The following is a 15,446-nucleotide window of genomic DNA, read 5'->3' on the forward strand; positions in this document are numbered from 1 at the left end:
GAGGCCTCGTGCTTTTTTGGGTAAAATTATACGGGTCATGAAACTAGTTATTATACTGTTAACCACAGCCATTATACAAGTCAGCGCCTCCAGCTATGCCCAGAAGGTAACCATGAAGCAGCATGGGATCGAACTGGTCAATGTATTTCAAGAAATCCGTAAACAAACTGGTTACGATTTCTTATACAGTGATAAAATTATGGAGCAGGCAAAGCCTGTAGATGTGAATTTGCAGAATGTGGGTATTGAAGAGGCGCTGGAAATTTGTTTTAAAGATCAGCCCCTGAGTTATAGTATTGAGAACAAAATTGTAACCGTTCGGCTTAAAAAGCCTGGTTTTCTTTCCAGGATTGCTGCGGCTTTTGGCAGCATTGATGCTTCTGGCAGGGTGGTGGATTCGGAGAATCGTCCGCTCCCTGGCGCGAGCGTGAAGGTAAAGAAAACAGGGAAGGGCGTGAGTACGGATAAGGATGGGAGGTTCTTTTTGAGAGGAGTGGAAGAGGGGACAGTACTGGTGATTTCTTTTATTGGGTATTTGCCAAAGGAAGTGAAGGCTACTGCCATTCTGGAGGATGTGGTGCTGGAGCAAAGTTTGTCGAAACTGGATGAGGTTCAGGTGATTGCCTACGGAACGACTACACAGAGGCTTTCTACAGGGAATGTGACGACGATAAAGGCAGATGTGATAGAAAAGCAACCGGTGAATAATCCCTTGTTGGCCTTGCAGGGAAGGGTTCCGGGGTTGTTTATAGAACAGGCAACCGGCTTCGCAGGTACAGGAGTAAAGGTGAGGATACAAGGGCAGAATAGCGTCAATTATGGTAATGATCCTTTGTATGTGATCGATGGAATTCCTTTTATATCTCAGTTGTTACCATTAGCCCCATCCTCTAGTAGTTCACCGGTGGTAGGAGGGTCAGGTGGTTCCGGTGATAATCTTTCGTCAGTAGGGAATCCGTTAAGTTTTATAAATCCATCTGACATTGAAAGTATAGACGTATTAAAAGATGCGGATGCAACGGCAATTTATGGTTCTCGGGCGGCAAACGGAGCAATTTTAATCACTACAAAAAAAGGAAAGACAGGAGATACCAAGGTAAATCTGAACCTGCAATCGGGTTGGGCGAAAGTACCCAGAAAGCTGAATTTGATGAATTCACATCAATATCTTGAAATGAGAAGAGAAGCGTTACAAAATGATGGGATTGCTAATCCCTCCCCAGACCCGAACCCAGACAGCGATTTAAATGGCAACTGGGATACTAATCGTTATACCGACTGGCAAAAAGAGTTGATTGGAGGAACAGCTACTTATCAGGACTTGAATGCTTCTGTATCCGGAGGAAATGACCGGACTACATTTTTAGTTGCCGCAGGTCATCACAGGGAAACCACCGTTTTTCCCGGTAATTATGCGGATAACAAGACATCTGTTCGTTTTAATATCAATAATAGCTCTGCGAATCAAAAATTCAAAATCGAATTTTCAGGGAGTTACTTGTTTGACGACAATCAATTGCCAAATCACGATTTAACCTCAGATGCAATGAAACTAGCACCTATTTCCCCTGCTTTGTATAAAGCGGATGGCGGTATCAATTGGGGCCCTGATGCATCCGGGACGACCACATTTAGTATAAATCCAATAGGGTATATGTTCAACAGTTTTCTAAATAAAACAACGAATCTGATGGGTAACATGACTTTGAGTTATCAAATTATACCGAGTCTAGAGATTAAGAGCGTTTTTGGTTATAACAATTTAAAAGCTAATATAATCAATAAGAGTCTTCTTCAATCTTTATATCCTGAGATCGTACAATACATCCCTAGACAAACAATTTTCACAACCAATGATATAAATTCTTGGTCTATCGAACCGCAATTAAATTATACGCACAACATCAACAAGGGGAAGTTAGAGGTGCTTTTAGGTACCACAATTTCTAAGAATACAAGTTTGGGATCCGGGATTGCAGCAAGTGGTTTTAGTAATGATCTGGTTATGGATGATATACTTTCCGCCACAAGTGTTAATGCAAAATCTTCAATTAGTTCTATTTATAAATATAATGCAGTATTTGGCCGGATTAATTATAATTGGCAGGACAAATACATTGTCAATTTAACAGGGAGAAGAGACGGAAGTTCACGTTTTGGCCCTCAAAGTCAGTTTCATAATTTTGCTGCGGTCGGCGGTGCCTGGATCTTTTCTAATGAAGTATTAATTAAAGAACATTTTGCATTATTGAGTTTTGGAAAGTTAAGAGCGAGTTATGGAACAACTGGCAACGATCAAATCGGGGAATATCGATTCTTAAGTTTATATGATCCTCTTCAACAACAGATACCTTATCAGGGAATTGTTGCTTATCAACCAAATAGGCTAACTAATCCCTATTTGGAATGGGAGGAAACACGAAAACTACAATTTGGCTTGGATTTGGGTTTTCTAAAAGATAGGATACTACTCAACGTAAACTATTATAGGAACCGATCCTCAAATCAGTTAGGCAGCTATGTTCTTCCAATGACAACTGGTTTTGGATTTATAAGTAAGAATAAAGTAGATAAAGTAGAAAATTCGGGGTGGGACTTAACGATTACGAGCACGAATATCCAAAACAAGGATTTTAAATGGTCCAGTAGCATCAATGTGACGGTACCCAAAACATTATTAAGACAAACAGACGATGTTAGATTTCCTGCAGCGATAGCAGTTGGGGCACCATTAAGTGCGATTAAGGTTTATCATTTTTTAGGTGTAGATCCTGCAACAGGAGTTTATCAATTTGAAGATCGTAACGGAAATCCAACATCTACGCCTGACCCTGTCTTGGATAAGACAGTTTTACTTGATGTTGCACCTAAGTTTTATGGAGGTTTTCAGAACGCATTTACTTATAAAGGTTTTCAGTTAGATATTCTGTTTTCTGTTGTAAAACAGATTGCTCCAAACCAGGGATTTGCATTTAATATGCCAGGTGTTGCAAGTGGTGGTGGAAATCAGTTGGCGTCTGTGTTGGATAGGTGGCAAAAGCCAGGAGATATCTCGTTAATACAAAGATTTTCAACCAATAGATCTGATGTATTCCAAGCACTTAATAATGTGTATGTCAGTGACGCCGCTTGGGCAGATGCTTCTTATGTCCGTTTAAAGAATGTTTCTGTTTCCTGGCAATTGCCTGAGAAGTGGAGCAAAAGCTCACACCTACAAAATTGTAGTTTATTTGTACAGGGACAAAATCTGTGGACGCTCACAAATTATAAAGATCTAGATCCCGAAACAAAAAGCTCGACAACACTTCCTCCTTTACGAGTGGTTACCATAGGTCTGAAAGTTACCTTATAAATGTTTTTCAATCTAAAAAATAACGATATGACTTGTAAAAGATTATATATTTTGACTTTAATGCTTACCAGTTTTGTACTTAGTAGTTGTAAGAAATTGGTAGAAATAGATGGTCCAACGACTAGTGTCAGCTCAAAGAATGTTTATAACAATGACGCTACAGCTGTCGGAGCAATCACTTCTTTGTATGTAAATTTAAGTAATGGCAATCCGATAGATCCACAAGAACTTAGTGGTCTATCTGGTATTGGTGGCTTATCAGCAGATGAGTTCGATTATTACTTAGGTGCAGGAAATGCTGGACCGGCCTTATATTATCAAAATGCGCTCAATTCAGTAAATATATATAACGGTTTTTGGGGAAATACATATCAAAGACTCTATGTGGTAAATGCTGCTTTGGAAGGACTTGGATCCTCTACTGGGCTCACTCCTGCAGTAAAACAACATTTATTGGGCGAGGCCTATTTTATGCGTGCCTTCTATTATTTCTACCTGGTGAATTTATACGGTGATGTACCATTGGTATTAAGTACAGATTATACGGTGAATGCAATGATTAAAAGATCGGCAAAGACATCAGTATACAATCAAATTGTAGCAGATTTGAAAGCAGCTCAAAGTCTTTTAAGTGACGGTTACTTGAGTGGTGATGGGAAAATGCCTTATCCATTAGGATCGGAAGAACGCGTGAGACCAAATAAATGGGCAGCCACTACTCTGTTGGCCAGAACTTACTTGTTCATGGAGCAATGGGCAAATGCAGAAATGCAAGCTTCTATGGTTTTAGCAAATACCTCATTGTTTCAATTAGAATCGTTGGACAAAGTATTTTTGAAGAATAATCATGAGGCGATCTGGCAATTACAACCTACTCAACTTGGTTTTAATACACAAGAAGCATCAATTTTTGCGATGCCACCGGAAGGTCCATCAGGTTTTAATCCAGTTTATTTGAGCAACGAACTGCTCAAAGATTTTGGAACAGGTGACCGGCGGAAAGATAACTGGATAGGTAGTGTAAATGCAAATGGTGCAACCTATTATTATCCTTATAAATACAAGGTCAAAAGATCATCTTTAACAGACGCTCCTGTTACCGAGTACAGCACGGTAATGCGTTTAGCTGAATTGTATTTAATTCGAGCAGAGTCAAGAGCTCGTTTAGGTAATCTTAATGATGCCATTTCCGATGTCGATCAAATCAGGAATAGAGCTGGGTTGCATTTGGTTAAGGCTATCAATCCGAATATCAATCAAGATGATTTGATCAACCTCATTCTAAAGGAAAAAAGAATAGAGTTGTTTACCGAATGGGGTCATCGCTGGTTAGATCTAAAACGAACAAACAAGATAGACGAGGTAATGTCTAAAGTCACGCCTAAGAAAAGTAACGGAGGCGTTTGGAATAGTTACCAGCAGTACTATCCAATTTCAACTTACGAACTACAAAGCAATCCAAATTTAACGCAAACTCCGGGATTTTAATTTAAATAATGATGAGAATTTTTTTGATAATGATTTTGCTTCTGAATGCAAATGTCTTATTTGCACAGAAGCAAGAAATAAGTAGAAATGCAATTTCAACACCAGGGAAGCCGTTGATAGATTCCACTACTTATAAAAAATGGACACATGTTGAAAGCCCACACATAACGAGTAATGGAAAATTTGCTTCTTACGTCATTAGGAATGATTCTATGACTGATGATTATACGGCTGTTTTGGCTGATGACAGCGACAAATGGAAGGTTAAATTGCCTGGTGTTACTGATGTCAATTTTACGGGTGATAGTAGAATGGCAGTTTTTATGAATAGAGATACTTTATCCATTCTAAATTTAGGTGGTAACTATTTTGATAAAATACCCCATGTTAGTATGTTTTTCGTATCAGACAAGCTGAATGGGGAATGGGTTGCTTATAAAAATATTTCGTCTGATAATCTGATCTTATATAATGTTCGTTCGGGAAAGAGGCATATTTATCCAGATATTAGCAGTTCCTATTTTAGTGAAGACGGAAAAGCGTTAGTACTTCAAAGAGAAGATAGCGTGAGTAAAAACCAGTCGCTAAGTTTTCTCGAGCTGAGTACCGGAAAGATATTTAAGGCCTGGACGGGTCAGGGTTTAGTTAGCATGCAGATAAATTCATCTGCCACTCAAGCGGTATTAGTGCTTTTGGATAAAGATAAACACAGTAAATCGATTTGGTTTTATGAGCGAGAAAAGCCTGGATGTAACTTGTTGGTAAATAATGAGATCCTGAGGTTGGCTAGTTCGTTTGTTTTGGATGACTATACAAAAATTAGTAGAAGTGGAAAATATGTTTCTTTTTCTGCAAAAAGAACGAAGCCAGCATCCGATAATTTGGAATCCAAAAATTCTACTGTTAATGTTTGGAGTTATTTAGACGCAAAATTGCAATCGCTCCAATCGGCTGAAGGAGAGCCAATGACTATATATCGATTTGTAATCAATCGTAAAAACCATAAAATTACTCAGTTGTGTAAAGATGATGAAACTGTGATGAGCACTAACGGAGATGATGATACTTATGTCGTTGAGCACGTTACTGGTGATGCAGATGGTTTTGAAGGCGGCTGGAACCATTTTGCTCAGAGAACTTATTATATTAAATCAATAAAAGATAGTAGCAATGTATTGCTAAATCTGAAGGGGTTTCATATGGTACTCCTTTCTCCTGATGGGAAGTATGCGGTATATTATGACAAGGAGACTTCGAGTTATTTTAGTTATGAAGTAGCATCAGGTGTATATCGAAACATTACTTCAGGAATGAACGTTCCCTGGTACTCTTATTATAGGGAAGACGCCTCTCATGCTCCAAGGGGTGTTTGTGGTTGGGGGAATAACGATGCATGGGTATTGATTTATGATAAGTTCGATATTTGGAAGATAGATCTCCTTGGGAAGAGAAAGCCTGTGAATCTAACAAATGGATATGGATTACGTAATGCTGTTATTTTTTATCTTGCTCTCCCGGAGTCTTATGACCGAACATTTTCTGATTCGGATGCCCTTATTCTGAATGCGGTAAATATACAAACTAAGCAAAATGGATTTTTTCAAAAGAAGATAGATCAAGGTGGCGACCCTAGTGTTTTAACAATGGGAAATTATATTTACCAACTGATTAATAATTTTTATGTAAAAAGCGGAGGCGCATATCCAATAAAGGCAAAGGGGGCGTCTACGTACATTGTTAGCAGGATGAGTGCGGATGAATCTCCCAATTATTTTTTAACAAATGATTTTAAGCAGTTTAAGCAATTAAGTTATGTACGCCCGGAAAAGAAGTTTAATTGGTTCAAAACAGAGTTGCATACATGGAAGAAGAGTGATGGTACAATCGGTCAAGGGATACTTTACAAGCCTGAGAACTTTGACTCTTCGAGGAAATACCCTGTGATATTTCATTATTATGAGAAGAAAACTTTTTCCCTGAATGAATATTTAACCCCTCAAAATCTTGTTTCAGGGTGTAATATCGATATACCGACTTATGTCAGCAATGGATATATCGTATTTACACCTGATATTGATTACGTTATTGGGGATCCAATGCAAGGAACATTTGATGCTGTAATATCGGCTGCTAGCTATGTATCTCAATTACCTTTTATAGAAAGCAAAAAGATGGGAATAGGGGGGTGTAGTTTTGGAGGATTGCAGACCAATTATTTAGTCACTCATTCCAATTTATTTGCAGCAGCCTATTCGGCATCCTCACTGTCTGATTTGGTGAGTGCCTATGACGATGTGCCTATGAGGTATGGTAGTAGTCAAAATTATTTTGAAGAAGGTCAGGGCCGTATGGGAGTTCCATTATGGGAGGCTCCGGAAAAATATGTTAAAAACTCACCTATTTTTAATGCCGATAAGGTGACAACTCCCTTACTGCTCATGCATACCACTCAAGATGTTGCTTGTTCGTTTTCGCAAGCACTTGAGCTGTACACAGCTTTACGCAGATTAGGGAAGAGGGTCTGGTTGCTGGAGTATACGGAAGGTAGTCATGGAGTTTATGGGAAGTCTGCGGACGACTATGCTTTACGTCTGAGGCAATTCTTTGACCACTACTTAATGAGGGACGCAGCACCGACATGGATGACCCGTGGCGTTCCGGCAAGAGTAAAAGGAATAGATAATGGATTTAGCCTGGATTCCAGCATAATGACCCCTGGACCAGGATTATTAAACGCTGAAGAACAAAAAAAGTAAATTCTATGATGAGTAGAAAACCTATACATATCACATTGAAATAGACAATAAGTAAGAAAAACTAATACAAAAACAGATGAAAAGAATACTATTGAGTTTGGCTTTTTTAAGCCTTACAAGCCTGGGCTTTGCTCAAAAAACAAAAAATTTCAAAATAATGCCTTCCCAAGCAAAAGAAGCAAAAGACAAGGGAAATGTTAAGTTAGCTGATTCTATAGCTCAGGATTACATTAATAATTACTTGTTTAAGTTGAAAGAAGGTGAACTAATGACCAAGGATAATTTGAGCTTTATTAGAGAATTTATTAACATAGATGGCAAGGGATTTAAACTCTTTATAAAACAGCCTGATAAAGTGAATGTGGTTTTAGGAGACTATGCCGCTCAATATGGAATCAGAATGGCTATATACAAAGCATGTATGCCTAAAGGTGATATCAATATTAGAAAAAATGTTGACTGGAACTCATTAGAAAAAACTATAACAAGCAAGTATGGAGCAGTGGGACAAGAGGAGGTATATGCAAATGCTATGTACACCTATCAGCAAGCTGAAGACTGGATTAATTTTGGAAAATACTATATGCTATATTTTAAGAAGGCGCTAAAACATCCTGTATATGAGATAAATAATCTTTCCTGGTCATTATTTGAGCATGTAGAGGATCAAGATGTATTGAGATTTGCTTGTGATGTAATGAAATATGCAATAGAAGAGTTTGCATATAAGGATTACCAGTCTCTAGATACTTATGCTAATCTATTGTACAAAACGGGGAAAAAAGATGAAGCAATAACATGGGAAGAAAAAGCCGTAAAGCTTTCCAATAATGAAAAAAGCATAGTGGAAACATTGGACAAAATGAAGAACAACATTGCGACTTGGCCACAAACAGCTAAAAACTAATTCTTATGAAAATCAAAATATTAATATCAATGCTCTTTTTAATGGTCGGGTATACTGCGGAGGCACAACAAGTGCTACCGCTTTACCCCGATTCCATTCCAAATGCAACGGTAAAATTGACTAAAGACGAGCAACCAACGCTAGAAGCCTATCTACCCATCAAGGAAAAAGCCAATGGAACAGCGGTCATCATCTTCCCCGGAGGAGCTTACGCTTTTCTGGCCTATGCAGAAGAAGGAACAGTGATCGCTAAAGCCTTTGCAGAAAAAGGAATCGCTGCTTTTGTAGTTAAATACCGACTGCCGAAGAACGAGACTATGCGGGACAAAAGCTTTGGACCATTGATGGATGCACAACAAGCGATTAAAACTGTAAGGTCAGAAGCTGTAGAATGGAATTTAGATCCAAAGAAGATCGGAGTGATTGGATACAGTGCAGGAGGTCATTTAGCAAGTACTTTGGGTACTCATTTTTCCAAAAGCTATGTCCCGAATACAGAAAACATTAGCCTTCGGCCAGATTTTATGATCCTGGCTTATCCCGTAATTAGTATGGATGATCAACTGACCCATGTGGGATCTAAGATTTCATTGCTGGGTATGGAGCCATCAAAGGAAAAGGTGGAACTGTTTTCAAATGAGCTGCAAGTGACTAAGGAAACTCCACCTACTTATTTGACGCATTGTGGTGATGATGGACTGGTTGATGTAAATAACAGCATTGTGTTTTATCAGGCTTTGCAGAAGAACAAGGTGGACGCGGAACTGCATTTGTTTCCCAAAGGGAATCATGGCTTTACACAGCGATTACCGGTGAGTGAGTGGATGGAACCGATGTTGGGATTTTTGAGAAGAGAGGGGATGTTGAAGTAGAACTGTCCCACCACGCGTCATCTCGACGATAGGAGAGATCTATTTACAAAGTGCTTACAGGTCTCTCGTCGCTGCGCTTCCCTCGAGATGACGTTGAGGTGATAGCGAAGTGGTGAAAAATAATGAATTAAACCAAAAAATATGAAATTAAAACTTATTACAGTATGCTTTGTCTTGTGTGCAATCATACTGGGTTCCTGTAAGAAACAGGATGTTAAAATTACGCCTTTGGCAAGTTTACTAGTTACCAATGCCGTTAACGGTGGTGGGAATTTAGTGTTAGGCACCAATGCTGCTCCGGTAAACAACAATGCGTTTCAGGCTTATGGAATGCTTACTGGCAGCAAAGAAATTAAACTAGTGGATACTGCTGCAGGTATTAACAAAGTCTATTACAACCAAACCAAGGATTTTGTAAATGGAGGAGTGTATTCTTTGTTTTTAGGTGGTACTCCAGATGCTGTTGATGGGATATTTATGAAAGAAGAGAATATCCCTTCGCATACGGCTGATGTTTTTGGGGCAAGGATAATTAATCTCGTGACTGGTGGCGTTCCGATTAGTGTGAATGTGCAAGGCAGTGCTAATGGATCGTTTGTAAGTAGTCTTGCTTATAAAGCGATTTCCACTTTCAAGGATGTTTCTTCGGTAGCTGCTCAAGGGGATAAAGTATTTGAATTTAGAAATGCTGTTACGGGTGCTTTGATTACCTCTTTCACCGTGCCAGGTTATGATCTGCCGAGGTTTAGGAACATTACCCTCGTGTTGGCTGGCACCGTAGGCGCTGAGACTGCGCTGAGGGTTAATCATTATTAAGGGGATAACACATACAAATGAAACGATTATTTCTTTTTTTAGCTCTAGCCGGTTTATTGCTTAAAACCTCCGCTCAGGAGCAACAGCGTATTGCCCCGGCGTATCCTTTGATTACACATGATCCTTATTTTAGTATCTGGTCTACTACCGATGAGCTGAATAGCAGTGCTACTGCCCATTGGACGGGAGCTTCCCAATCGCTGACCGGGCTGGTAAAGGTAGATGGCGTAACCTATCGGGTACTGGGACAAAACGTGCAAAGTTACCGGAGCATTATAGCCACCAGTGATGAAAACCCTTACAACATGAAATATACCGAAACGGCTCCCGGAAACGACTGGATGCAGTCGGGCTACGATGATAAAGCCTGGAAGACAGGTAAAGCTCCATTCGGAAACTATATCAAGGACGGTACACTCTGGGAGAGTCATGACCTGTGGACACGAAGAACATTCGACATCAGTGAGGCATCAGTAGGTGAGCTGTTTTTAAAAATATCTCACGATGATCATATTAAAGTATACCTCAACGGAGAAGAAATTTATAATTATGAAGGGTTTACAGCTCAATATGTTTACCTCCCTATTTCCAATGCGGCAAAAAGTAAATTAAGAAGTAAAGGTAATGTGCTGGCTATTCATATCCTGAATACGGGCGGTGGCGCTTTCCTGGATGCAGGTGTTTCGCGTTTAGCTGCCGTTCCTAGGGAGAAAGGGATAATGAAAGCAGTGCAGACTGCCGTGAAGATCAATGCCACGCAAACGAGCTATCAGTTCACCTGTGGTAAGGTAAATCTGGCCCTTACCTTCACCTCGCCACTACTATTGAATGATCTGACGCTGTTGTCCAGACCTGTATCTTATATTTCCTATAAGTTGGCCGCCAATGACAAGGCTGCTCACCAGGTATCGGTATACTTTGGGGCTTCTTCCAACATTTGTGTAAATGTGCCTTCACAACCTGTTGTAGTCAGCAGGTATACGTCCGGCCAGTTGGCTGTTTTAAAAGCAGGCACTAAAGAACAACCCATATTAAAGAAGAAGGGAGATGACCTGCGCATCGACTGGGGCTATATGTATGTCGCAGCTCCGGCAGCAGTGCATCCGGTGCAATATATCAGCGCCGGCGATGACGCCATGAAAGCATTTGCTAATGGTAAGATTGCTAGCACTAAACAGGATAAAGAATTGGTATTAAGCACTGTCGTAAACCTGGGTGCGGTAAACAGGACTGGCAAAGAACAATTGTTCCTGCTGGGCTATGATGACCTTTTTGCCCTGCAATATTTCAACACCAACCTCAAGGCGTGGTGGAAAAATAATGCTGCTCAAACCATCGATAAACAATTGAATGCGGCTTACACTAACTATTCCACCATCCTGAAAAAATGTACCGATTTCAATGCGAAACTGTACAAAGATGCTGTGGCTAACGGCGGGGAATCTTACGCTAAACTCTGCGAACTGGCCTATAGACAGTCGATTGCAGCACATAAATTAGTAAAGAGCCCACAGGGAGATCTTCTTTTTCTTTCCAAAGAAAATTTCAGCAATGGTTGTATCAATACCGTAGATGTTACTTATCCATCTTCTCCGTTATTCCTGCTGTACAATCCTGACTTGCTTAAAGGGATGATGAACGGCATTTTCTATTACAGTGAAAGCGGAAAGTGGAACAAGCCTTTTCCAGCACATGATCTGGGGGCCTATCCGATGGCAAACGGACAATTATATGGGGAAGATATGCCAGTTGAAGAAGCCGGGAATATGATCATCCTAACTACGGCAATTGCAAAGGTTGAAGGCCATGCAGACTATGCCAAAAAACACTGGAAAACATTATCTGTCTGGGCAGATTACCTGAGTAAAGAAGGCTTTGATCCGGCCAATCAGCCGTGTACGGATGATTTTGCAGGGCATACGGCCAGGAATGCGAATTTATCTGTGAAAGCCATTGTTGCCCTGGGTGGTTATGGAATGCTCGCAGAGAAATTGGGTATGACTGCCGAAGCGGCAAAATATAAAACCATGGCAAAAGAGATGGCGTTGAAATGGATGGATATGGCCAATGATGGAGACCATTATTCGCTTACGTTTGACCAAAAAGATACCTGGAGCCAGAAATATAATCTGGTATGGGACAAAGTACTGGACCTTGGTCTCTTTCCAAAATCGGTTTTTGAAAAGGAAGTGAAATACTACCTGACCAAACAAAATGCTTTTGGGTTGCCGCTGGACAGTCGCCGTACCTATACCAAATCAGATTGGATCATGTGGACGGCTACGCTGACCGATAACCGGGCGGATTTTGAAAAGTTTGTAGAGCCGATATATAAATATGCAAAAGAGACTTCTGCCAGAGTGCCTTTAAGCGACTGGCATGAAACAACGGATGGGAAACAGGTGGGTTTCCAGGCGCGCAGCGTAGTTGGCGGATATGCTATTAAACTTCTTGATGATAGGTTACACCGTAAATAATGGATTGAGAATAAACCAAAATAATCTACCTATGACTAAATATCTTCAAAAAACCGGTCCTGAACTACGAATTATGAAAAACAAACAAGGATTAAAATACAACATACAACTCTTCGTCGAACTTCTGGATGATATGGAAAACCACTCCCTTGATATTCCTGCTGCGGTGAACGCCAGAGTTGATCTTGCTTACCGAGGTTTATCCGGTTATCTTTTTGAGCTGGTCTTATCTCAGGAAGAAGACCTGGAATATAAACAGTCGGTGATTAAAAAGTTTATTTCGTCCTTGCTGTTCAGAACTTTCGCCTTACTTAAGGAATATGGTCCAGTGCCTGAAAAATCCGGTATGGAGTTGAATGTACACCAGTCTGTGCTGTTACAAATCAAAGCGGGTTTACATCGCATATTGCAATTCATTAATTACCAGCCTTTGGAAGAAATCTTCCTGGAACTGAATCTGGTGTATCGTCGAATTTTAAAACGCAGTTTATGAAAGAGAATTTTATACCCGAAGAATTGGTCAAAGCTTTCCTGGATCATGTGGATGGGAAACCATTTACGCTACCAGAGGTTGCTGTGGCTTTAGACTTAGATGAGGAAATAGCGGTGAGCATCCTGATCTATTTAATAGAAAATAAATTACTCGATGTGACTTGTACCTGGGTGCCTAAGGGGGGAAAATATGATTTCTGATCGCGCTGAGCCTTACAGGCTCTGAGGCTTGATCATGAAATCATATTTTCTTGGGTGCAGACCGGGGAGGGTTCAGAGTTTGGGTTATACTTCCTCTCCTTAATTCACCTCCAATTGAGACAGCGAGATGTCTAGCCAATACACAATACATAAAAAAACTCAGAATGATGATTTATATAGATAAAATGGACGTATATCCGCTTACAGGTGCGCAAAGATATTTTCTTTGTCCGGAGCCTGTAGATAACCGGAAAAGTTTTGACGGTTTAAGTGCTATTGTGTTGAAACAAAGTAAAGAAGCTCCAAAATTCGGTGATGCCTTTTTGTTCTATGTTAAGGGTAAAGCTCATATCAAAGTGTTGTTCTGGACTGAAACGGGACTAACGATTCACGAACTTCCCGGAGAGAGAGGCGAGAGATTGAGGTGCAAGCTGAGAATAGCGCAAATAGATGGGAAGATTCAATGACGTAGGGATGTATGCTAACAAAAACGAAATCATCTACTAAAGGATTTAGGCTGGTAGACTCAGGCTATTACGCGCCAGACTTTCAGCGGTTAAGGGTATTACAGTCTTTGATTGAGATGGATTTTAGACACAACAGAGATATTTCTGTGTATGCGGTTAAAATGGATACCAGCATCCATGCTTTGAACAGACTTGCGAAGGCTTATTTGGGCAGGTCTGTGTATGAGCTATTGCAAGACAGGATTTACCGGGAGGCTTTGTATTTGTTGCAGTATACGAAGCATTCGGTGAAGGAGATTTCGGAGTTGCTGGGGTTTAGTGATTTGCCATATTTCAGCAGGTGGTTTAAACAGAGAAATGGCGAGACGGCTAAAGCATACAGAAAGGGGTTTAAGACGTGAATTACAGGTGCAAAGGGGGGAAATATGTTTTCTGATCGCGCTGAACCTTCTAGGTTCTGAGGCTTGATCATGAAATCATATTTTCTTGGGTGCAGACCGGTGAGGGTTCATATTTATGCTCTTCTCTGCCCTGTGGGCCTCTCTCCGTCATTCCATGACACCTCTCTCCACAGGTGGAGAAAGGGCAAGTGCGAAATAGCGAGGGGCGTTAACGAGTGTGCTAGGTAAGGCGCCATAAAGGTTATGCTCCTTGCAACCTCTCGCCCTTTTTAAAGGGAGAGATGGGCGCAGCCCAGAGAGGGATTTAAATAAAAACCATCGGGTATCCGATACCAAGAAGTTCTTTGAAATATTGTATGTGAGTAATAGATGGATAAAATAGTTTTACTATTTATTTCAACTTACGGATAGTAATGATCCGAAACAATACGTAAAAAAAAATGCGTCAGAGAGATGAACAGCTTGCTAGGGGGTGGGTACAAATTGTACCCACCCTTGTAGTCGAAACTTCTGGTGGGTAGCAAAAATGGGTTGCTCCGATACTAAAGGCCTTTTACGAATTATACAGTTCATTCCCCCTGTTAAAAAGAAACTGAAATAGTAATGTCTTAATATTTCATCCTTCCTCACAAACTTTATTAAATGATTAACCAGCGCGGTGCTTTGTACTGTGCTGGCTTTGCTTTGTTTTGACTTGTCAAAATTTTGCTAATAATTCACATAATTCATAACCAAACTATAAAAAAACATAAACAAAACTGTATGATTAAAACTAGTGACCTGGTCCAGTACTTCTGGATCCATTCTAACCTCATCACCAGCCAAGAAGGTGTTGAGGCTGCGCTTCATGGGGATCAACTTATTGAGGTGAGTGTGATGCTCCGCAATCATGAGGAAAATGAGGTGCGGCTTCAGCTGAGAACTTCCTTTACTTCGCCATTAAGATTCATTGAAGCTTTCAACTTGCAGTATCCGGAGGATATCAAAAAGATCAGCATTGAAAGCTTGATGATCCTGTATAAAAACGGGAAGGCTGAACTGAGTATAACTGAGTTCTAGCTTCAATTAAAAACTAACGATCTATCCATAAATAAACTAAACCTATTAAATTTATGTCTCTTTTTACCAGTAAGCAACTGATGCGTATTGTTCCTATGCCTAAAACGGCATTTCAAAGATTAATTGATTATTTAGAAGCTGTTAAACCACTGCATCCG

Annotated in this window: 12 protein-coding genes; all 12 read left to right on the top strand. The window is 40.2% G+C overall.

Features of this window, described 5'->3' with window-relative positions; all coding sequences use genetic code 11:
- Positions 1-37: 37 nt before the first annotated feature.
- The 12 genes from R2S08_RS09480 (at position 38) to R2S08_RS09535 (ending at position 15,288) form a co-directional block, all read left to right on the top strand.
- Positions 38-3,352 (top strand): SusC/RagA family TonB-linked outer membrane protein, encoded by a 3,315-nt coding sequence (locus R2S08_RS09480; protein ID WP_316834943.1) that lies wholly within the window; start codon positions 38-40, stop codon positions 3,350-3,352.
- Positions 3,353-3,379: 27 nt separating this feature from the next.
- Entirely contained in the window at positions 3,380-4,840 is a 1,461-nt protein-coding gene (locus R2S08_RS09485; protein WP_316834944.1) for a RagB/SusD family nutrient uptake outer membrane protein, read from the top strand.
- 8 nt (positions 4,841-4,848) lie between these two features.
- Positions 4,849-7,596, top strand: coding sequence for an alpha/beta hydrolase family protein (locus R2S08_RS09490; RefSeq protein ID WP_316834945.1), 2,748 nt, complete (start codon positions 4,849-4,851; stop codon positions 7,594-7,596).
- Between the two features lie 76 nt (positions 7,597-7,672).
- Positions 7,673-8,503, top strand: coding sequence for a hypothetical protein (locus R2S08_RS09495; RefSeq protein ID WP_316834946.1), 831 nt, complete (start codon positions 7,673-7,675; stop codon positions 8,501-8,503).
- 5 nt (positions 8,504-8,508) lie between these two features.
- Positions 8,509-9,375 carry an alpha/beta hydrolase gene (locus R2S08_RS09500; protein WP_316834947.1) on the top strand — a complete coding sequence of 289 codons (867 nt, stop codon included), beginning with the start codon at positions 8,509-8,511 and terminating at the stop codon, positions 9,373-9,375.
- 141 nt (positions 9,376-9,516) lie between these two features.
- Positions 9,517-10,191, top strand: a complete 675-nt coding sequence (locus R2S08_RS09505) for a hypothetical protein (protein WP_316834948.1) — start codon at positions 9,517-9,519, stop codon at positions 10,189-10,191.
- A 17-nt stretch (positions 10,192-10,208) separates the two neighbouring features.
- Positions 10,209-12,668, top strand: coding sequence for a glutaminase family protein (locus R2S08_RS09510; protein WP_316834949.1), 2,460 nt, complete (start codon positions 10,209-10,211; stop codon positions 12,666-12,668).
- A gap of 73 nt (positions 12,669-12,741) precedes the next feature.
- Entirely contained in the window at positions 12,742-13,161 is a 420-nt protein-coding gene (locus tag R2S08_RS09515; RefSeq protein WP_316834950.1) for a hypothetical protein, read from the top strand.
- On the top strand, positions 13,158-13,361 hold the full coding sequence (locus R2S08_RS09520) for a hypothetical protein (protein WP_316834951.1): 204 nt from the start codon (positions 13,158-13,160) through the stop codon (positions 13,359-13,361). The genes R2S08_RS09515 and R2S08_RS09520 overlap by 4 nt, the downstream gene beginning before the upstream one ends.
- 164 nt (positions 13,362-13,525) lie before the next feature.
- On the top strand, positions 13,526-13,828 hold the full coding sequence (gene tnpB / locus R2S08_RS09525) for an IS66 family insertion sequence element accessory protein TnpB (RefSeq protein ID WP_316834952.1): 303 nt from the start codon (positions 13,526-13,528) through the stop codon (positions 13,826-13,828).
- An 11-nt stretch (positions 13,829-13,839) separates the two neighbouring features.
- Positions 13,840-14,229, top strand: a complete 390-nt coding sequence (locus R2S08_RS09530; RefSeq protein WP_316834953.1) for a helix-turn-helix domain-containing protein — start codon at positions 13,840-13,842, stop codon at positions 14,227-14,229.
- Positions 14,230-14,991: 762 nt separating this feature from the next.
- Positions 14,992-15,288, top strand: coding sequence for a hypothetical protein (locus R2S08_RS09535; protein WP_316834954.1), 297 nt, complete (start codon positions 14,992-14,994; stop codon positions 15,286-15,288).
- Positions 15,289-15,446: the final 158 nt, after the last annotated feature.

The organism is Pedobacter nutrimenti (assembly GCF_032678445.1).
GTDB classification, from domain to species: domain Bacteria; phylum Bacteroidota; class Bacteroidia; order Sphingobacteriales; family Sphingobacteriaceae; genus Pedobacter; species Pedobacter nutrimenti_A.